The organism is Flavobacterium sp. Sd200 (assembly GCF_009826935.1).
In the GTDB taxonomy this organism is placed as follows: domain Bacteria; phylum Bacteroidota; class Bacteroidia; order Flavobacteriales; family Flavobacteriaceae; genus Flavobacterium.
Genome location: NZ_WUMN01000001.1, coordinates 837,740 through 857,733, shown reverse-complemented (window position 1 = coordinate 857,733; position 19,994 = coordinate 837,740). Strand labels below are relative to the sequence as shown.

Genomic DNA, 19,994 nt, shown 5'->3' with positions numbered 1-19,994 from the left:
ATAGGTCGGGTTAGTTATGGTTAAAGGTATAGTGATAAATAAATTCTACGGTTATTTTAGTTCCGTTATCAGATACTATTCTAAAATTACCGTCAAGGTCGCTGCTAAGCCCCTGCATGAGCTTCATGCCTAAAGAAGTGGTTTTTGTAATATCAAAACCCGATGGCAATCCTGAACCGTCATCGGCAATGGTCAGTATAAAATAATCGTCATGAGAATAAGCGAGCTTAACCGTAATCCTTCCGTTTCTATTGGCACCAAAAGCATATTTTATAGAATTAGTAATCGCCTCGTTTAAGATAAGGCCAATAGGCACAGCCTGAGACACATCCATATCTATATCTTCTATCTCTGTTTCAAAATAAATATTGTGGTCAAGGTCGAAACTGTCTTTTAAATAATCTATTAGTTCATTAATATATTCGGGCATATTTATAGCAGCAAGGTCATCTGATTTATAGAGCTTTTGGTGTATGAGCGACATAGAATGCACCCTGTGCTGGCTGTTTTTTATTGCTGTTACGGCAACCTGATCTTTAAGATAGGCCGATTGGCTGTTAAGCAGACTCATTACAATTTGCAGGTTATTTTTTACCCTATGGTGAATCTCTTTAAGCAACCACTGTTTTTCTTCTACAAGGCGTTTAAGGAACGTATTTTGAATTTCAATTTCCTGCTGCTTGATCTCAAGGTTTTTATTAGATCTTTGTTTTAAACTGTAGCCTCTATACAACAAGAGCATGATAATAACACAAAAACCTACAACCACATAAACAACTATTTTAATTATCCTGTCGGTTTGTATTTTAGCCTTTTGTATCTCGGCCTCCTGCTTTAATATTTTTATGTTTTTGGCATTCTCTGTTAGGGCATGGTCTTTTTTCTCGGTTTCATAACTAATTTGAAGTTCAGATACCTGATTGCTTTTTGCCTCATTAAAAACACTGTCTTTTATGGCTGTATATTTTTGAAAATTCTTTATTGCAGATACATAGTTGCCGGATATTGAATCTAACTTAAAACTCCACATGTAAACATATCGCCTCGAAGCATTATCTCCGGACAGAAAGGCTATTTCACGATTTTTGTCAAGATATTTTTTTGCGGCAGTATAATCTTTTGCCCTGTAGTAATAACTAAGAAGTATGTTATTGATATTAAACAATACTGCCGGCCTTATCCTGTCCTGATTTCCGTTAATAATAGTAATAAGTTCATTACAGTATTTACGCGCATTGTTCAGGTCATTAAGCTCTCTGTATATTGTTATAAAACTAAGCCGGGATGTTACAAGGCTCTCCAAATTGGTGGGCGGATAACGCTTTAAAATATCTTTTAAAAAAGCAAGGGCTTCTTTTTTTTTACCCAACGGATACATGTCGTTTACAATACTGCCAGTAAGGGTGTGTATATAACCATCAGCCTGATTTTTTATGGCATATTCCAGGCTTTTTTCATGATATTGCCTTGCAAGTTCAAAGTTTTCATTATAAAAATGCGCCAGCCCTATATGGTTATATATTGATGCCATATTCATCGATTCGTCGCCATTCTTCTCTCCTTCCTTAGCAGCAAGCAGGCTGTATTTTACACCCTCTTCATAAAGCCCCAGTTTAGTATAGGCAATACCCAAAATATCATATACATCGCCCAGTTCTTCCTGTTTCAGCGACCTGTATATTTTTATGGCTTCTTTACACTCTGCTACAACTTTTTTATTTTCAGATATATTTAAATGCTGCTCTGCCAGTTTTGCAAGTATATCGGCAAGTTGTTGCTGCGTGCCCCCTTTGCGGTAGGCTTCAAGGGCTTTTTCAAGTGTTTTTACCTTATCCTGAAGTCCCTGCTCCCATCCAAAATATTTAGAAAGCTCTACAAAACAATCCCCTTTAAGGCCTTCCCAATTGTTTTGGGTAGCCTTTGCAAGTGCACCGGTTGCATATTTTTTTCCAATATCACGCCTGTCACTCTCCCTGTATGCCTGTGCATACAACAGGGCATTCTTCACCAAGGCTTTTTCATCTTTAATTTTCAGGGAAATCTTTTCGGCGGCATTTGTAAAATAGAGCGCACTGTCAATGTCTTTGGGCAGTGCCTCGGGCATGTATATATAGGCCTGTGCCAAATCCTGCAAGGTTGTAATGCGCTGTACAGGAGTTTGTTTAGCGCCAAGCTGAAGGCGCAACTGTTTAACCGTTAGCTTTTGCTGGGCATAACAGCTACAATAAACAACCAGTAAGGCAATAACTGTAAAGCTTTTAGATACCCCCATAGCAAAAGCATAAATATTAGTTAAATATATAAATTGTATCGATATATTTTAAAAATAAGATTAAGAAATTTCGGTATAATCTACTGGCAAACAATAATTAAAGTATATTGAAATAGCTGTACCATTACTATTCTGTAAATCCAGCTCTCCTTCTATATCGCTGCTTAATCCTTTTATAAGGGTAAGCCCAAGCGAGTTATTAGAGTTAATAGCATTTTGGTTCAGGCCAATACCATCATCCGTTACAGATAATACATAGTTTTCGTCCCCCAGTTGTTTAAGCGTTATAGTTACTATGCCTTCATTTTTATTTGGGTATGCATGCTTTAAAACATTAGTAACAGCTTCGTTTACTATTAAACCCACAGGCATGGCATAAGAAACATCCATTTGTATGTCATCTGCATCTACGTTTACCGTAATGTTTTTATCAGTTTTATAACTCTGTACCAAATGTTTTACAAGCTCATTTAGATAAGCAGGCATGGTTACATGCAAAATTCCGTTAGTACCAAGAGAATGATGATGTATTAACGATATGGCAAATATTCTCTGTTGGCTCTCGGCAATGGCTTTTTGGGCAGCATCATTGGTTAAATACCCCGATTGGAGGTTCAATAAACTGCTTATTACCTGTAAATTGTTTTTTACACGATGATGAATCTCTTTTAAAAGCCAGTCTTTTTCATGTGCGGCTAATTGTAGGGCCTTTTCTTTTATATCCATCTCCAATTGCTGCATATCGGTTATTTTCTCATTATGGCTTTTCAGTTTTCTGTAACTTACTATAAGTGCCAAAATAATCGTGAGCAGTATAATGCAACTGATTATCAGGATCAGTAAATTAGACCTGTAATAGCTGTACAGCCAATATAAGTTTGCCAGATAATCTATGTTCATGATCTTTAAGCCTCCACACCTTTCAATTGCAAGGATCATTATTGTTTTCACTTTCATTTAATTTTCTGAACTTGAAGCTGCATATTTTAAGCCATTAAAATTCATTTAAAAACAAATCAAAAAAAGAAAGCACACAATACCCTTAAAAACAAACCATTAGTAATTAAAAAAGTTTTTGAAGCAACATATCTCCATTCTTGGTCCAAAATTATATACCTTGAAATATCGCTGTTTTGGCCTCGACATATCGTGACGCAACGAAATTGCGACTACAAAAAAAGCCATGCTTCTGAAAAATATCAGAAACATGGCCAACCAATCAACCAAATCAATAATCCTCTCAGCTAAAAAATAATAGCCTGTAGTATGTATAGGCAAATTTCAGTCTTATCTTAAAATCATGCATTGAACTGGGACAAGAAATAATGCCCAAGCAACACTATAGCATGCTTTATTCGATTTTTAATACCTTTGCATTATGAAAACTATATACATCATTTTAACTTTTGCTGCCGCCTTTCTTGCATTATATGAGCAATCTTTAGCCAAACCAAATATGGTTATAATGGTTATTGCCATAATTATTTTTATGCTGGGGCTAATGAGGTTGATGAGTAAAGTTCCGGGCAAAAACGACATAAACAACAATAGCAATGAAGTTTAAGCCAAACGATAGGGTTACGGTGCTCGACGATTCCTTTTCGGGTAAAGTGAAGGGTTATAAAAACGGTAAGGTTTTAATAGAAACCACTGATGGTTTTGAGCTTTCTTTTGAAGAAAACGAATTGGTAAAAATTACCGATACAAATGCTATGAGTTCTTTTTTTGCCAACCAGAGCGTGCGGTCTGTTCTAAAAGAAAAAGAGCTGCCCAAAAAGCGGAGTTTCGTTAAAGAAAAAAAGGACAAAAAAGAAGGTTTTGTACTCGAAATAGACCTGCATATAGAAAAACTTGTGCCAAACAAACGCGGCATGAGCAACTATGATATACTCACGCTTCAGTCTGATACTGCCAAACGCCATTTAGAATTTGCCATTAAGAACCGTATTCCTAAAATTGTTTTTATTCATGGAGTGGGTGAAGGCATACTTAAAGCCGAACTCGATTTTATGCTGGGGCGTTATGACGGTATTTCATTTAAAGATGCCAACTATCAAAAATACGGCCTTGGTGCTACAGAAGTGTATATTAAGCAAAACATCGACAGGTAGATTTAATTGCTAAAAAAGATGTATATTACTTTTAAAAAGTAGTATTTATAAATTTTTAGTAATCCAATGGATAACAATACACTGGTAATTATTGGCGGGGATGCAGCAGGCATGTCGGCAGCTTCAAAAGTGCGCCGTGAACAACCCGATCGTAAAATAATTGTTTTTGAAAAGTCTGATTATACTTCATATTCTGCCTGTGGCATACCCTACTTTATATCCGGAACAGTAAAAACCGCAGATGAGTTAATACGCCGCAGTCCGCAGGAATTCCGATCAAAATATAAAATAGACGTGCGGACCATGCATCTTGTTTTACAGGTCGATACTGATAATAAGCAAATAAAAGTATTAGACAAGAACAACAACATTGAGTTTTGGCAGCCTTACGACCAATTACTAATAGCTACAGGCGGAAAACCTTATTGCCCGGAACACATTGCCGGCTATGATGCCGTAAATGTTTTTGGGGTATCTACCCTTAAAAGCGGAATCAATATCGAAAATTATATTGAAGAACATACACCACAAAAAGCAGTTATTATTGGCGGAGGATACATTGGCCTTGAAATGGCAGAGGCACTACTCATTCGTGGGTTGCATGTTACACTTGTAAACCGTCAGGAGCAGGTAATGAATACTTTAGATACTGATATGGGAGCTATAATATCTGAAGCGATGCGCAAATTGGGAGTAAACCTGCTGTTAAAAGAAGAACTTAAAGGATTTACAATTGTAAACAATAAAGCAACAGCAGTAATAACTGACAAACAGTCTATTGAGACTGATATGGTTATTTTTGGTATGGGGTCGTCTCCTAATACAGCTTTTTTGGAAGGTTCAAAAATAGAGCTGGGTATTAAAAAAGCTATTAAAGTAAATGGTGAAATGAAAACCAATATACCTAATGTTTGGGCAGCAGGAGATTGCACCGAAACCCTTAACCTTGTGAGCAAACAACAGATTTACGTAGCTTTAGGCACCATAGCAAACAAAACCGGGCTTGTGGCAGGCAGCAGTATTGCAGGAGTTAGTGCTAATTTTCCTGGGGCGGCAGGCACGGCCGTATGCAAAATATGTTCGTATGAAGTGGCACGGACAGGATTACAGGAAAAAGAACTTAAAAGATTGAATATAGAATACATAACCACAGTTATTGAAAGTAAAACAAGAGCTAATTATTATCCGGGAGCTAAAGATATAACCGTAAAATTATTGGCAGAAAAAAACAGTGGCAGGCTACTTGGCGGGCAAATTATTGGCGAAGAAGGTGCAGCAAAACGTATTGATGTTTTGGCCGTTGCCGTTACACACAACCTTACCCTGCAAAATATTATAGACTTAGACCTTTCTTATGCCCCACCGTTCTCTCCTGTTTGGGATCCGGTACAAACCGCAGCAAGAAGCCTCATTAAAAAGGTCTAAGGCTGTAGCTGAGACGGAGTAATTCCAAAGGCCTTTTTAAAGGCAAACGAAAAATGAGAAAGGTTTTCAAAACCAACCTCTAAATATACATCAGATGGTTTCCTGCCTTTTTGACTAATAAGAAAGTAAGCTTCATCCAGCCTTTTTTGCTGAAGCCATTTGTTGGGTGTGGTACTGAATATCTTTTGAAAATCACGCTTAAAAGTACTCAGGCTCCTTCCTGTAAGATAGGCAAAACGACTGAGGTCTACATTAAAATGAAAATTGCGGGTCATAAAAGCCTTAAGATCGATCTTGCCGGGCTCATTAAAATCGAATAAAATATCGGTCATTTCGGGTTTGGTTTCAAGTAATAATAGTATTGCCTCGTTTACTTTTAGCCGGAGCAGTGCGTCACTGTGTTCTTCCGGTTTTTCAAGATAGGCTAATAAAGATTTTGTATAAGATATGTAAAGGGGATTACTTTCCAGTGTTACAACTCCTCCATTATGTTTAGCCTGTTTGGCAGTGTAGCCAAAATTGCGTGCAAATTGTTTCAAAGTATCTGTATCAAGTAAAACAGATACAGCTTTGAATTCACCACTCTCCAAAGAAGGTATCTTCGTAAATTTTGCAAGGTGGTTCTTTACATAAAAGGCAAAATCGCCCTGTTGTAAAACAGTCTCGGCCCTGCCGTCATTAACCAACAATTTTCCCGATTCTATGTAAGTAAACACGTGCTCCGGAATAAATTGTTCGCCCTCCCTGCTTAATTTAATGTAGCAGGAGTAAAACACATGCGGCCTGTTAAAATTTAATTTGCTGTCCATACTATAAAAGTACTAACCCAGGCAGCATATATAATGCCATACTCCTGCTTTATTAAAATTATTTTTTCAGATACGTTTTGCCCTGTTCAGTTTCAAAAAAATTAACGGCATCATCATGATCTGTAGAAATGGTCACATCTTTCCATGCCTCCATTTCTGCCTTACGAACGCTGTCTGCATTTTGTAAAATTCCGTATGCCTCACTTCCTAAAACCAAATGTATGGGTGGCTTGGGGTGGTTGGCTATATCAACCATAACTTTTGCAGCCTTAGCAGGATCTCCCACAGGCACAAAACCGCCGCTTTTAAAAAATCCTTCGCGCTGCTGTACTTTACTGTACCCCTCAATGGCTTCAGCATAAGTCATGCTATCACCTGCCCAATCGGTACGGAAACCTCCAGGCTCAACCGATGTTACATAGATTCCCAATTCTCTTACTTCTTCTGCCAATGCTTCGCTAAAACCGCTAAGTCCAAACTTTGCCGCCTGATAAATAGTTATACCTGCGTTGCCCACACGCCCACCTATAGAACTTACCTGTAAAATGCGGCCGCTGCCCTGCCTGCGCATGTAAGGCAATATAGCACGGGTAATGTTTATAGGCGCATATAAATTGGTTTCCAATTGGCGACGCACCTGTTCATTACTATAAGCCTCGGCAGCACCAATAATGCCAAAACCTGCATTGTTTACCAGTACATCTATCCTGCCAAAGTATGCTATTGCTTGTTGCACTGCGGTAATAACCTCTTCCTGATTAGTTACATCAAGTTGCAATTGATATAATTGATCAGGATATTCAGCAGCCAAATCATCTAACTGATTAATATTACGTGCTGTGGCAGCTACTTTATCGCCTGCTTCTAAAACTGCTTTTGTAAGGTCTCTGCCAAGCCCTCTTGAACTTCCTGTTATGAACCAAACTTTTTCCATGATTGTTTTGTTTATTTAATTACAGGACAAAGTTCGGGCATAAAAAAAGCCTCAACTTTGCTGCGAGGCTCATTATTACTTTGTTGTGAGGTTCAAATTTAGATTCTATAAGATAATTTATCCATACGGTTTTCCAATTTTTACCATGCTTAAGTCGAAATGGAAAACACAGGTCTTTTCGTTTTATGTCTTATCTTTTTTCTCTTTCTCCAATCTGCTCAATATATCGTTCATCATATCAAGCTGAACCTTTTGCATTTCTATAAGCGATTGCTCCTGATGCAAAATAAGATGGTCTATTTTTTCATGCAGCATCCGTATTTCAAGTTCTGATTTCAGGTTTACCATATAATCGTTCTGTGCCTTTTCGCGGTCTTTTTCGCCCTGGCGGTTTTGGCTCATCATAATTACGGGTGCCTGTAATGCTGCAACACAAGATAATATCAGGTTTAACAATATAAACGGATACGGATCCCACCCTTTATTGGCAAGCACTATTATATTAACACTTATCCAACCCAGCAGGAAAGCTACAAAAGTGATTATAAATGTCCAGCTCCCGCCAAAGGCAGCCACCTTATCGGCAACACGCTGGCCTAATGTATAACCGGACACATCATCATCATCCGGATTATCAGCAATAAGGGTTTTATCTTTTAAAGACTCAACAACCTTAGTTTCCATAGCGTTAAGCTCTCCAACCTCTTTCTGTAAAAAATCAGCTATATACTTTTCCCTATATTCATTAAGTTCAGTAATTCCAAGGCTGCAACTTTCGTCAAATTCAGGGTGTTCTTTTTTTATAAGTTCTATAATGGGCTTGCGCACCAAATTGGCGGCCACCTTTTCGCGCTGAGGAAATTCTTTCCCGGACACATCACTTTTAAATTTCATCTTAATGCGTATTTAAAATACTTTAGTCGCTGTAGCTTCTTTCAACTTAACAAACTTTCAAACTTTTAACTTACTCAAAACCAGTCTTTCTTTTTAAAATAATACACCATGCACAATATTGTTACAGCCATTACTGCCAATACTACATAGTAGCCGTTTTGAGTACGTAATTCGGGCATATTGTCAAAGTTCATTCCATAAACACCTACAATAAACGTTAGCGGCATAAAGATAACCGAAAATATTGTAAGCGTCTTCATGATCTGGTTCATGCGCTGGCTTTGCGCCGAGAAATGAAAATCAGACACGCTCTCTATAGAATTCAGGTCATATTCAACCTGATCGAGCAGTTCAAGGCATTTTTGATGCAGGCGGGCAAAAAAAGTATGGGTAGACTTACGGATGGTTTCATACTCATCTTCGTCTTTTTCGCTTTTTAGATTGTATAATGCATCACGCAACGGCGTTATGGCACGCTTTAAGTAATTAAGACTTTCACGAGTACGCTCTACATTCCTAATAAAATCAATATTATTATTTGCCTTGGCTTCATTACTTAAAGCCTCAATACGGGTTTCATAGCGCTCAATCGTAATAAAAAAGTTTTCCATTATGGCATCTAACATCAGGTACAGCAAATAATCATTCTTCTTTTTACGAACAATTCCGGTTCCTGTGCGAATTCGCTCGCGTATGTGCTCAAAATAATCGCTGCGTTTTTCCTGAAAAGAAACTATGACATTGTCTTTAAGCAAAAAGCTTACCTGCTCTGTTTTAAGGCTTCCTACCTCTTCTTCTGGCAGTACAGATTTAATGCTGAAAAACAGTACATCGCCCAGTTCCTCAATACGGGTACGGCGGGATGTATTCAAAATATCACCCACAATAAAGCTCTCTACACTAAACTGTTCGGCTATTTGCTTTACAAGTTCTACATCGTGCAGGCCATGCACATTAAGCCACTTTACATCTTCTACCTGCTGCTCATCGGTGCATTCTTTAATTACCCGTACTAATCCTGTATTTTTATACTCTTCATATCCTTCTTCATTAAAAACAAAGAGCTGCATCTGTACGGGGTCGGTGCGGTATTCTCCTGTATATTCAAAATAGTTAGGTTGCACTTTGCGCACCTTTCTGTATTCTATTCTTTTCACTAATGCATAATTTGTCTACCCTAAATGTAAGGCTTTTTTAAAAAGCATTCTTATTTTTACCAAAAGTTTAAACGCATGGCAATACTTATCAAGAATATTAAAGAATTACTTCAGGTTCGCGAAAACGGCATAACTAAAGTAAGCGGCAGCGAAATGGCTCATTTACCTGTGCTTAAAGATGCATGGCTTTTAACTAAAGATAATGTTATTGCAGGCTATGGCACAATGGATACCTGCCCCGAAGATGCTGACAACGAAGTTATTGATGCCACAGACAAAACAGTACTGCCGGCATGGTGCGACAGCCATACCCACATTGTTTATGCCGGTAACCGCGAGCAGGAATTTGTAGACCGCATTAACGGACTTAGCTATGAAGAGATAGCTAACCGTGGTGGAGGTATACTTAACTCTGCAAAAAGGTTGAACGAAACCACAGAAGACGATTTATATGAACAGTCTAAAGCACGCCTTGAAGAAGTAATGCAACTGGGCACAGGAGCGGTAGAAATTAAATCAGGCTACGGGCTAACGGTTGAGGGAGAATTAAAAATGCTGCGCGTTATTAAGCGATTAAAACAGGAATATCCCATAGCAATTAAAGCTACGTTTTTAGGGGCACATGCATTTCCTACCCAATATAAAGAAAACCATACAGGCTATATAGATTTGATCGTTAACGAAATGCTTCCTGCCATTGCCAAAGAAAACCTCGCTGATTATATTGATGCCTTTTGTGAAACCGGATATTTTAGCGTGGAAGAGACCGAACGCATCATGGAAGCCGGAAAGCAGTATGGCCTTAAGGCAAAGATACATGTCAACCAATTTACAGCTATAGACGGCATTGCAGCCTGTGTTAAACACAATGCACTAAGTGTAGATCATCTCGAAATTGTTACCGATGAAGATATTGAAGCATTAAAGAACAGCGATACCATGCCTGTGGCACTGCCCACCTGTTCGTTCTTTATTAGCATACCTTACACTCCTGCACGCAAAATGCTCAATGCAGGTTTGCCTCTTGCACTGGCTACCGATTTTAACCCCGGCACCACACCCAGCGGCAATATGAATCTTGTAGTGGCTACTGCCTGTATTAAAATGAAAATGACACCCGAAGAAGCAATTAATGCAGGAACCATAAACGGAGCTTATGCAATGGGGCTTACTGAAACCCATGGCAGTATAACAATTGGCAAACAGGCAAATTTAATTATTACTCAACCGCTTACCTCCTACTATCAATTGCCTTATGCTTTTGGCAGTAACCTTATTGAGAATGTCATTATTTCGGGTAGAAAAATATAATTGCGTTTGGCAATCCTGACATAAATACAGATATATTAAAATACTTTAATAAACTCATTAAAAAATCTAATTTTAGAATATTTTTTAAACGAAATCGTTGTTTAAATAATAAATATACTATATTGGCACATCTTTTGAAGAAAGTGTTGTCATGATGAACAGAATAAAAAATAGTCAATTGAGTAAGTGCCTGCAGGTGCTGCTTATTGGCTATTTTTTATTGAGCAGTATAAATATTTCTAACAGCTTTAGAAATATTGTTTCAGATAAAGCCGATGTCCATAAAACAGAGAACACACTTAGCCTTATTATAAAAAAGGTTTTTAAGTGCAGTGGCTGTACAGAGGAGTATGATGATTTTGAAGCTAAAACAAGCGGCACCAAAAGTCTTTATTCGTTCGACTATTTAGTACCCGGCCATACGTGGCTAATGGGAAGCCAGAATTTTACAACGCTTAAAAGCAGCCAGCCTATAGCGGATTGTGCTATTAACTGCAACTTTTACTGCAAAATACATTTACCCCCTCCGGAAGTAATTGCATAAGGTAATTTTTTACCTCACTGATTAAGGCTACAGGGCTCTCTCCCTCATGCCTGTTTATGGTATTTGTATGTGCCATATACAATTTTAAAAATCAAAAATGCACTTTACTTTATTATGACGCCATTTAAACGTTTTTATAACTTACTCAAACTTGATAAGCGTGATGTTTATCAAATTATATTCTATGCAGCTTTTGCAGGGTTGGTAAACCTCTCTTTGCCACTGGGTGTACAGGCCATTATTAACTTTATACAAAGTGGGCAGGTAAGCGTGTCCTGGATCGTGCTGGTAATTGTAGTAACCATTGGGGTTGCCTTTGCCGGTGTGCTAACTATTATGCAGCTTCGCATTGTAGAAAATTTGCAACAGCGCATTTTTGTGCGCTCATCGTTCGAGTTTGCCTACCGCATGCCGCTTATAAAATTTAAAGAACTGTATTCTAAATATGCTCCGGAGCAGGCCAACCGTTTTTTCGATACGCTAATGGTACAAAAGGGAGCTGCTAAGCTATTACTTGATTTTTCGACAGCTTTTTTACAGGTAGGTTTTGGTATAATATTGCTGGCTTTATATCATTCGTTCTTTATGCTTATTGGCTTACTGCTCGTATTGGTTTTATATATAATCTTTAAATTTTCTTATAACGACGGTTTACAAACCAGCCTTAAAGAATCGACCTATAAATATAAGGTGGCAGCATGGCTACAGGAAATTGCCCGCAACCGCGAGAGTTTTAATAAGAAAAAGGAGTTTGACTATGCTCTTGAGAGAAACGACCACTATGTGAGCGATTATGTAAATTATCGCGAAAAACACTTTAATGTAATGCGCAAGCAGTATATACAGCTTGTTATTTTTAAAGTGGTTATAACGGCTGCACTTTTATCGGTAGGTGGTTTTTTAGTAATAAGCAACCAAATGAACATAGGGCAGTTTGTAGCATCTGAGATTATAATCGTGCTGTTAATCAATTCAGTTGAAAAGATAATTTTTGGCCTTGAATCGTTTTATGATGTGCTTACATCTGTAGAAAAAATTGGTCAGGTTACTGATATGGAAACATCGGTAATACCAAACTTTTACGAAATGAGCAGCCACGGTATTACGGTAGAAACAGAAAACGTATGCTACAATTATCCGGGCACCGATAAAAAATCGCTTAAAAACATTAGCCTTAAAATCAATCAGGGCGAAAAAATATTCCTTAACGGCAGCAATGGCGCAGGTAAAAGTACATTATTGCGCTTACTTGCCGGAATTACAGAACCCGAAAGTGGTGGTATATATGTTACTGATAATTATATGAACCGCCTTGACGATGACAGCTACAAGGCGCAGGCCGGAACATTTTTGCAAGGAGAAACATTGTTTGAAGGAACCATTCGTGAGAATATTTTGTTTGGAAGTGATAATTTAGACAGCGAGAACCTTAAATGGGCTTTAGATGCTGTTTGCCTTTCTCCTTTTATCAAAACATTCCCTAATGGGTTGGAGACTCACATACACCCGGGTGGCAGGCAGTTATCTGCATCCGATGTACAAAAAATATTGCTGGCACGCAGCATTGTTAATAAACCAAACATTCTGTTTTTAGAAGACCCAACCGACAAAATGGATGACAATACAGCCTCATCTATTATTGACTTTTTAGTGTCTGACAAAAACAACTGGACACTTATAATCGCTTCTAAAGACGATGCCTGGAAAAACAAATGTAACCGTACAATAACTATTGCAAACGGAGAAATTATTAACGACATAAAGCTGTAACCCATGCTAAATATATCTAAAGACAATCAGGTACTTATTGCACCGGGCAAATACAGTTCAATTACAGCTGTTGCCATAAAGCCACATTATAAAACACTTAATAGGATAATTATAGGATTTTTAATTTTCCTTGTTGCGTGCCTTTTCCTGCCGTGGACTCAAAATATTTCCGGTAGTGGAGCAGTTACTACCCTTAAACCCGACCACAGACCTCAAACCGTGCACAATGCTATTGCGGGAAGGATTGAAAAGTGGTATGTACAGGAAGGTGATTATGTAAACAAAGGCGATACAATTCTTTTTATTTCAGAGATTAAAGAAGATTATTTAGACCCTAATCTGGTTGGCAATACAAAAGAGCAGGTTGATGCCAAAAAAATGGCTGTAGAATCATATGGGAATAAAGTAACCTCGCTCGAAGTTCAGGCAAAATCGCTTAACACAGAAAGGCAGCTAAAACTACAGCAGGCACAAAATAAAATTAAACAGGCACATTTAAAGATCAAGAGCGACAGTATGGACCTTGAAGCTATAAAAACACAGCTTCGCATTGCACAAACGCAATTTAACAGGTCGGTTGCTCTTAATAAAGAAGGACTAAAACCGCTTACTGATGTTGAGCAAAAAAGATTAAAACTACAGGAAGCAGAGGCTTATATAATCACTCAGGAAAACAAACTCCTGAGCAGCAAAAATGAGCTTATAAATGCCAAGGTTGAAATTAACCGTATTACTGCCGAATATGCAGAAAAGATATCTAAATCGGAAAGTGACAAGTTTACAGCTTTGAGTACGCAATATGATACTAAAGCACAGGTAAACAAACTGCAAAACCAGCATACTAATTACAGTATAAGGAACGGGCTTTATTATATTACTGCCCCACAAAGCGGCTATGTAAACCGTGCGTTGCTGGCTGGTATTGGAGAAACAATAAAAGAAGGAACGGCAATTGTGAGCATTATGCCTGCCGGATATGATATTGCAGTAGAAACGTATGTAGACCCTATAGATTTGCCACTGGTGCACCGTGGTGCTAAAATAAGGGTTTGGTTTGACGGATGGCCACGTATTGTTTTTTCAGGGTGGCCGGGTCTATCTTATGGTACCTATGGTGGCCGTGTTGTGGCAATAGAAAACTTTATTAGCCCTAACGGGAAATTCAGGGTATTGATATCTCCGGATGGTGATGCCGAAAAATGGCCTAAAGAATTAAGTATTGGAGCCGGTGCACAAAGTATTGCGCTGCTGCAAACGGTACCGGTATGGTATGAAATTTGGCGAAACCTCAACGGTTTCCCTCCTGACTATTATAAGCCTGATGTTAAAGACGCTAAAAGCAAGGACAAAAAATAATATGGCTAAAGCATTTAAAATATTCCCCCTCCTACTCGTACTACTCTCTTTGGGTAGTTATGCGCAGGAGTTTAATAAAGAAGAATTAAGTTATAATGAATTTTTGGGTTACGTTAAAAAGTATCACCCACTGGTAAAGCAGGCTAACCTTGAGCTAAGCAATGCCCAGGCAATGCTGATGGCTGCCCGTGGTGGTTTTGACCCTAAAATTGAGGTTGATTACAACAATAAAGAATTTAAAGACACACGGTATTATTCATTGCTAAACAGCAGCTTTAAAATACCTACATGGTATGGAATAGAAATAAAAGCAGGATTTGATGATGCTTCCGGAAGGTATTTTAACCCTATGGACAGAACACCCGATGCCGGTTTAACCTCGCTTGGAATTAGTGTTCCGTTGGGTCAGGGATTGTTTATTAACCAGCGTATGGCTGATGTTAGAGAAGGCAAGCTACAGGTACAATTGAGCGATGCGCAGCGAAAATTAAAAGCCATAGAGGTACTATATAATGCAAGCCAGGCTTATTTTGAGTGGAAAAAAAGCTATAGCGAGGCCGAGCTTTATACCAGCTATCTTGGCTTTGCAAGCACACGATATAATGGCGTGATACAATTGATAGAACAGGGAGATTCTCCTGCCATTGACAGTGTAGAAGCAGGAATTACCGTGAGAAACAGGCAACTCAACCTTGAAAATGCCAATCTTAAACTCGTAAAGGCAAAACTGAACCTGTCTAACTATTTATGGATAGAGGAAGTTCCTGTAGAACTTGCCGAAAATGTAGTTCCGGAAAATAACCTGCAGCAAACCCTCCAGGAAACATTGCGCACTAACGATATGACTGTAAATGTAAACAATCTTGAAGGCCATCCAAAAATTCAGTCGTTGCAAACAAAACTTTCTATATTAGAGGTAAACCGCCAGCTTAAAGCCAATATGCTCCTGCCAAAGGTTAATGTAGGCTACAATTATATATCTGAACCTGATTATTTTGAAAGCTTTAACACAAACGATTATAAGTTTAATGTAAACTTTAGTTTCCCTATTTTTCTTAGAAAAGAGCGTGGTGGTTTAAAGCTTGCCAAATTAAAAATTCAGGATGCCGAGTATGATCTTGGACAGCAACGCCTGGAGCTTAAGAACAAAATAACCGCTCAGCAAACCGAAATAAAGTCGCTGCAAAAACAAAAAGGGATTATTGATGCTTTGGTAAACGACTATACCACAATGTTAGACTCTGAAGAAAAACTTTTTTCTTTTGGAGAAAGTTCTGTTTTCCTTATAAACTCAAGGGAAAATAATTTGGTAAATGCAAAGCTTTCGCAAATTGGCATAGAAAATCAATATTATATTTCAAATGCTCAATTATACCGAATATTGGCTAATCCCGATTAAATCTGTGTAAAGCATCCTATATAAAAAAACAACCCGTTCTGATAATTTCAAAACGGGTTGTTACTTTTTATGAAGTTCCTAAATTTAAGAACGCTGTATGAATGATAAAATATCATTATTTATAGTTTCAGCCTCTGTTGTTGGCATACCATGCGGAAAGCCCGGATAAGATATTAATGTTCCGTTCTTTAGCAGTTTTACTGCCTTAGGCGCTTGGCTGTATGGCACGATCTGGTCGTCTTCGCCATGCAGCACCAGCACAGGTATATCTACACTTTGTAAATCTGTAGTAAAATCAGTCTCAGAGAAAGCTTTTATACCTTCATAGTGAGAAAGCACAGACCCCATCATTCCCTGACGCCACCAGTTGTGCTTAATACCCTCATGTACAGTTGTACCCTCACGGTTCCATCCGTAAAAAGCAATAGGAAAATCATAAAAATACTGTGCCCTGTTAAAGCCTGTGCCCTGCCTTATCTCATCGAATACCGATAACGGAACTCCATCAGGATTATTCTCATTTTGTATCATTATAGGTGTAACAGCACTTATAAGTACCGCTTTAGCAACACGGTCTTTGCCGTATTTGGCAACATACTTTATAACTTCACCACCACCTGTAGAATGACCTACGTGTATTGCATTTCTTAGGTCTAAAGCCTCAGTAAGTTCAGCAATGTCAGAAACGTAAGTATCCATATTATTACCCTCGCCTGCCTGACCCGAACGTCCATGCCCACGGCGGTCGTGTGCAATTACCCTGAATCCTTTTTTAAGGAAAAACATCATTTGCGCATCCCAGTCATCACTTGATAAAGGCCATCCGTGATGAAAAACAATTGGTTGTCCTGTTCCCCAGTCTTTGTAGTAAATCTCTGTTCCGTCTTTTACTTTAAGTGTGCTCATTTTTTTAGTTTTTTAAGTGATTAATAATTTGGTTGCCTGCATCTCGTGTAAGATGTCTGCATTTGCAATAGTATTAAACAATTTTAACCCCAAAAAAACAATTAACTAATAATCAACATTTTAATATTTCATTCACATTATTACACTTACGATATAGCGTAATTTTTATAAGTACCAAAATAAAAATCCCGATTGTTTTTAAACAATCGGGATCATCAAGACTATTTATCTGGTGTTATTGTTTGATAAGTTTCTCTACTTTAACTCCATTATCTGTTGTTACTTTTACAAAATACATTCCTTTAGCCCTTGACGAAATATCAAGTTTAGCCGTATTATTGGCAACTTGTAAGAGCCTTCCCTGAACATCATATAATTGTATTGATGTAATATTTCCTTTAGCTCCAACATTTACAATTCCTGTTGCCGGATTAGGGTACAATTTTACAGAAGCATCAACATTAAATTCTCCTCTGCTAAGTGTAGCAAATACTGTATTAGCCTCATTGGTTTCTATTGGATGGTTGTAATCAAAATAAATATTGGCCTGATTACCCACCGTACTGCCCTCATGCAAATTAGGCCTGCTTTTTAATTTAAACAGTATATTGCCATGGAACGATGCCTGAAGGTTTATCTCTCTAAAGGCGAACTCTATAGTATTATCTGTAACAGTAGCCCTAACATTGTGCGATGCATTAAGAATTTCAAGTGTATTGATATCAAATTCAGCCGGGTCTATGTCGTGCCTAATTACTACAAAATCGGCAGCAGCAGTACCTGTATTCTCAAAGTTAACCACATAGTGCAGATACTCCCCTATTTGAGTGGTGGGTTCAGTATCTCCTTCAATGCAAATAATGTTATTAGGGTCGAAAGAATTCACTACTGTCTGATTAAAAATATATTGGTTATCCTGTGGTGTCTCGTCTGTTCCTGCATGTGTAATGCTTGCAGTAAAAGGGAGTATGTCTCCAGAGTTTACGGCAGGGCTTTCAGTTGGGCTGTTTACATTTAGCGTCATTAGTATTTCCCTGTTTTCAAAAGGTTGCAGGTCAGTATAATCCCATGTATAAGCTCCCGGCTGTATATCATTAGCCATTGGAGTAATACTCACAGGCTCTAAAATCCCATAATCCCATAGGCAGCTTACGGTGCCCGATACTGTTTGATTACCCTTGTTTTTGAAAACAATTTTATAATTTGCATCAAAGCCCGGGCGTGCTGAACCTATAGGCACCATTACAACCTCAACATCAGGGTGTATGCCGTTAGCCATAATACAAAAGTTTTCGGTAGCTATAGAGTTATCTACAACAGGAAAGTTAACGGTTGCTGTTTGTGGAGAAGCTATAAAATACTGGTTATCTTCAAATTGTGGAGATACTTCAAAAGTACCGTCCTGAGTGTAAAAAGTGTATTGTCCTTCATTGTTTGTAAAGGTGTAACCGGTATCAGTACCGTTCACAATTTTTACTTTTATGAGGCTTTGGGTATCATCTGTAGCATCACAGCCGTCTCCATTAAAATCGAAAGTAACATTACCAGTTATAGTATTGTAATCTCCTCCTGGTGTTATAGAACAATAAGAAGTTACTAACACATTTCCTAAGTTATAATAACGTTCAAGATAATCATGTATTTCATCAACTTCCTCTTCATCAATACAAACATAGCTAAGATTAGTAACTATTGGTGGACCTTCTGTGCTCATAGTTGGATAAATAGTAGAACCACTGCCATTTTTTAAATTAAGATCATAAAGAAGAGGGTTGTTTGCAAGCATCAACTCTGATATCACCGGAAGATTACTGAGATCTAAGGAAATTAAGTTGTTCCAACCTATTTCCAATGTGAATAATGTAGGCAAATCATACAGAACAATTGAAGCAATTACATTGTTACCTGCAGAAATAATAGTTAAACCATTAAGACCATGTATATTTATTGCTGTTAAATAATTATTAGAGCAATAAAAACGTGTAATGTTTATAAAGCTATTGATACCTGTCAGATCGGATATTTGACTACTATCAACATTTAACCAATATACTTGTATTGCCTCACTTTCCTGTATCTCACCGTCTCCATTTGTATCAATAACTATATTTTGGCCTGTACTATTCCTTGCAATGTCTAAACTCGTACTTGCTGCAAGCAGCTTCGCCTTAAAATTCGCATCGGGAATATCTACAATTTGTGCACCTGCTATAGCGGTTACAAACAACATTAAATAAAGTAGCTTTGTTTTCATGATATGTTTATTGGTAGGATAAATGTATATTTTATTATTGCTTTACTATATAGGTGTTTAGAATTTAGCTGCTATCGTTTAGAATTCGAATTATAACGATTTTAAAAGCTCCTGCAGTCGTTCTTTTTTTCGCTGCGATATGGGCAGGTTACTGTTATCGGCCATTACAGCATAGCCACCATCTTTTTTAATGTATGATTTTAAATATGAAAGATTGATCAGATGGCTTTGGTGTATGCGCTCAAACCCCTGGCCTGAGAGCAGGTCTTCATATTCCTTAAGTGTTTTGGCAATAAGCACCGGCTTATTGTTCTTTATATAGAATTTGGTATAATTATCCTGCGATTCGAGCCTTATAATGTCGCTCACATCAAACAAATGTATCCCATCAGAAGTTGAAAGGGCTATCCTTTTAAAGGTATCTACTTTTTTACGGATGTTTTCAAGCAATAGGTCTATGTGGGCAAAGTTATCGTTAACAGTAAGCACCTTTTTGATCTTTTCGATAACCTTTTTAAGTTCTTCAGGATCTACAGGCTTAAGCAAATAATCAAGAGCACTAAACCTGAATGCCTTAAGCGCATATTCTTCGTGAGCAGTGATAAACACCACGTTAGACGCTATACTGCCATGCTTTTGCGTGAGCTGCTCCAATATATCAAACCCGGTACCATCACCTAACTGAATGTCCAGGAAAACCACATTAGGTTTATATTTTTCTATAGCTGCCGCTCCTGTTTTTACACTATCGGCTTCTCCAATTATCAAAATATCGGGTGCATACATGCTTAACAGGCCTTTCATGCCATTACGCAAATTGCTGTCGTCGTCTATTAGTAAAGCTGTGATCAT

17 protein-coding genes are annotated in these 19,994 nt (G+C 37.9%); 8 read left to right on the top strand and 9 right to left on the bottom strand.

The features are described 5' to 3' along the window. Nucleotides 1-10 precede the first annotated feature (10 nt). A complete protein-coding gene (locus GR160_RS03970) occupies nt 11-2,272 on the bottom strand; it encodes a histidine kinase dimerization/phosphoacceptor domain -containing protein (RefSeq protein WP_160748527.1) in 2,262 nt (753 codons plus the stop codon). A 60-nt stretch (nt 2,273-2,332) separates the two neighbouring features. Then, nucleotides 2,333-3,229 (bottom strand): sensor histidine kinase, encoded by an 897-nt coding sequence (locus tag GR160_RS03965; RefSeq protein ID WP_160748526.1) that lies wholly within the window; start codon nt 3,227-3,229, stop codon nt 2,333-2,335. Between the two features lie 421 nt (nt 3,230-3,650). On the opposite strand from GR160_RS03965, the gene GR160_RS03960 reads away from it, so the two are divergent. The 3 genes from GR160_RS03960 to GR160_RS03950 all read left to right on the top strand — a co-directional run bounded on the left by GR160_RS03960 (nt 3,651) and on the right by GR160_RS03950 (nt 5,808). Further along, on the top strand, nt 3,651-3,836 hold the full coding sequence (locus GR160_RS03960; protein ID WP_160748525.1) for a hypothetical protein: 186 nt from the start codon (nt 3,651-3,653) through the stop codon (nt 3,834-3,836). Beyond that, entirely contained in the window at nt 3,826-4,383 is a 558-nt protein-coding gene (locus tag GR160_RS03955; protein ID WP_160748524.1) for a Smr/MutS family protein, read from the top strand. Before GR160_RS03960 ends, GR160_RS03955 begins: the two co-directional genes overlap by 11 nt. Before the next feature lie 66 nt (nt 4,384-4,449). Further along, entirely contained in the window at nt 4,450-5,808 is a 1,359-nt protein-coding gene (locus GR160_RS03950; protein WP_160748523.1) for an FAD-dependent oxidoreductase, read from the top strand. On the opposite strand, the gene GR160_RS03945 is transcribed toward GR160_RS03950, so the two are convergent. The 4 genes from GR160_RS03945 to corA form a co-directional block, all read right to left on the bottom strand. After that, on the bottom strand, nt 5,805-6,617 hold the full coding sequence (locus tag GR160_RS03945) for an AraC family transcriptional regulator (RefSeq protein WP_160748522.1): 813 nt from the start codon (nt 6,615-6,617) through the stop codon (nt 5,805-5,807). The two genes, GR160_RS03950 and GR160_RS03945, sit on opposite strands and share 4 nt — an antisense overlap. Nucleotides 6,618-6,675: 58 nt before the next feature. Further along, nucleotides 6,676-7,551, bottom strand: a complete 876-nt coding sequence (locus GR160_RS03940; protein ID WP_160748521.1) for an oxidoreductase — start codon at nt 7,549-7,551, stop codon at nt 6,676-6,678. A gap of 183 nt (nt 7,552-7,734) precedes the next feature. Then, entirely contained in the window at nt 7,735-8,445 is a 711-nt protein-coding gene (locus tag GR160_RS03935; RefSeq protein WP_160748520.1) for a DUF1003 domain-containing protein, read from the bottom strand. A 74-nt stretch (nt 8,446-8,519) separates the two neighbouring features. Next, a complete protein-coding gene (corA, locus tag GR160_RS03930) occupies nt 8,520-9,602 on the bottom strand; it encodes a magnesium/cobalt transporter CorA (protein ID WP_160748519.1) in 1,083 nt (360 codons plus the stop codon). Between the two features lie 75 nt (nt 9,603-9,677). Here corA and hutI point away from each other — a divergent pair, with 75 nt between their 5' ends. The 5 genes from hutI (at nt 9,678) to GR160_RS03905 (ending at nt 15,982) form a co-directional block, all read left to right on the top strand. After that, on the top strand, nt 9,678-10,913 hold the full coding sequence (gene hutI / locus GR160_RS03925) for an imidazolonepropionase (RefSeq protein ID WP_160748518.1): 1,236 nt from the start codon (nt 9,678-9,680) through the stop codon (nt 10,911-10,913). A 178-nt stretch (nt 10,914-11,091) separates the two neighbouring features. Then, entirely contained in the window at nt 11,092-11,457 is a 366-nt protein-coding gene (locus GR160_RS03920; RefSeq protein ID WP_160748517.1) for a hypothetical protein, read from the top strand. 114 nt (nt 11,458-11,571) lie between these two features. Next, nucleotides 11,572-13,227, top strand: coding sequence for a peptidase domain-containing ABC transporter (locus tag GR160_RS03915; RefSeq protein ID WP_160748516.1), 1,656 nt, complete (start codon nt 11,572-11,574; stop codon nt 13,225-13,227). Nucleotides 13,228-13,230: 3 nt separating this feature from the next. Continuing rightward, the gene (locus GR160_RS03910; RefSeq protein WP_160748515.1) at nt 13,231-14,583 is read left to right on the top strand and encodes an HlyD family secretion protein; all 1,353 of its coding nucleotides are present in this window, start codon (nt 13,231-13,233) and stop codon (nt 14,581-14,583) included. A 1-nt stretch (nt 14,584) separates the two neighbouring features. Further along, nucleotides 14,585-15,982 carry a TolC family protein gene (locus GR160_RS03905; protein WP_202390704.1) on the top strand — a complete coding sequence of 466 codons (1,398 nt, stop codon included), beginning with the start codon at nt 14,585-14,587 and terminating at the stop codon, nt 15,980-15,982. A gap of 84 nt (nt 15,983-16,066) precedes the next feature. Here the strand turns inward: GR160_RS03905 and GR160_RS03900 are convergent, their stop codons facing one another. The 3 genes from GR160_RS03900 to GR160_RS03890 all read right to left on the bottom strand — a co-directional run bounded on the left by GR160_RS03900 (nt 16,067) and on the right by GR160_RS03890 (nt 19,994). Next, the gene (locus tag GR160_RS03900; RefSeq protein ID WP_160748514.1) at nt 16,067-16,888 is read right to left on the bottom strand and encodes an alpha/beta fold hydrolase; all 822 of its coding nucleotides are present in this window, start codon (nt 16,886-16,888) and stop codon (nt 16,067-16,069) included. A 235-nt stretch (nt 16,889-17,123) separates the two neighbouring features. Next, nucleotides 17,124-19,142: a T9SS type A sorting domain-containing protein gene (locus tag GR160_RS03895; protein WP_160748513.1), complete on the bottom strand. Its 2,019-nt coding sequence runs from the start codon at nt 19,140-19,142 to the stop codon at nt 17,124-17,126. 90 nt (nt 19,143-19,232) lie between these two features. Continuing rightward, on the bottom strand, nt 19,233-19,994 hold the full coding sequence (locus GR160_RS03890) for a LytTR family DNA-binding domain-containing protein (protein ID WP_160748512.1): 762 nt from the start codon (nt 19,992-19,994) through the stop codon (nt 19,233-19,235).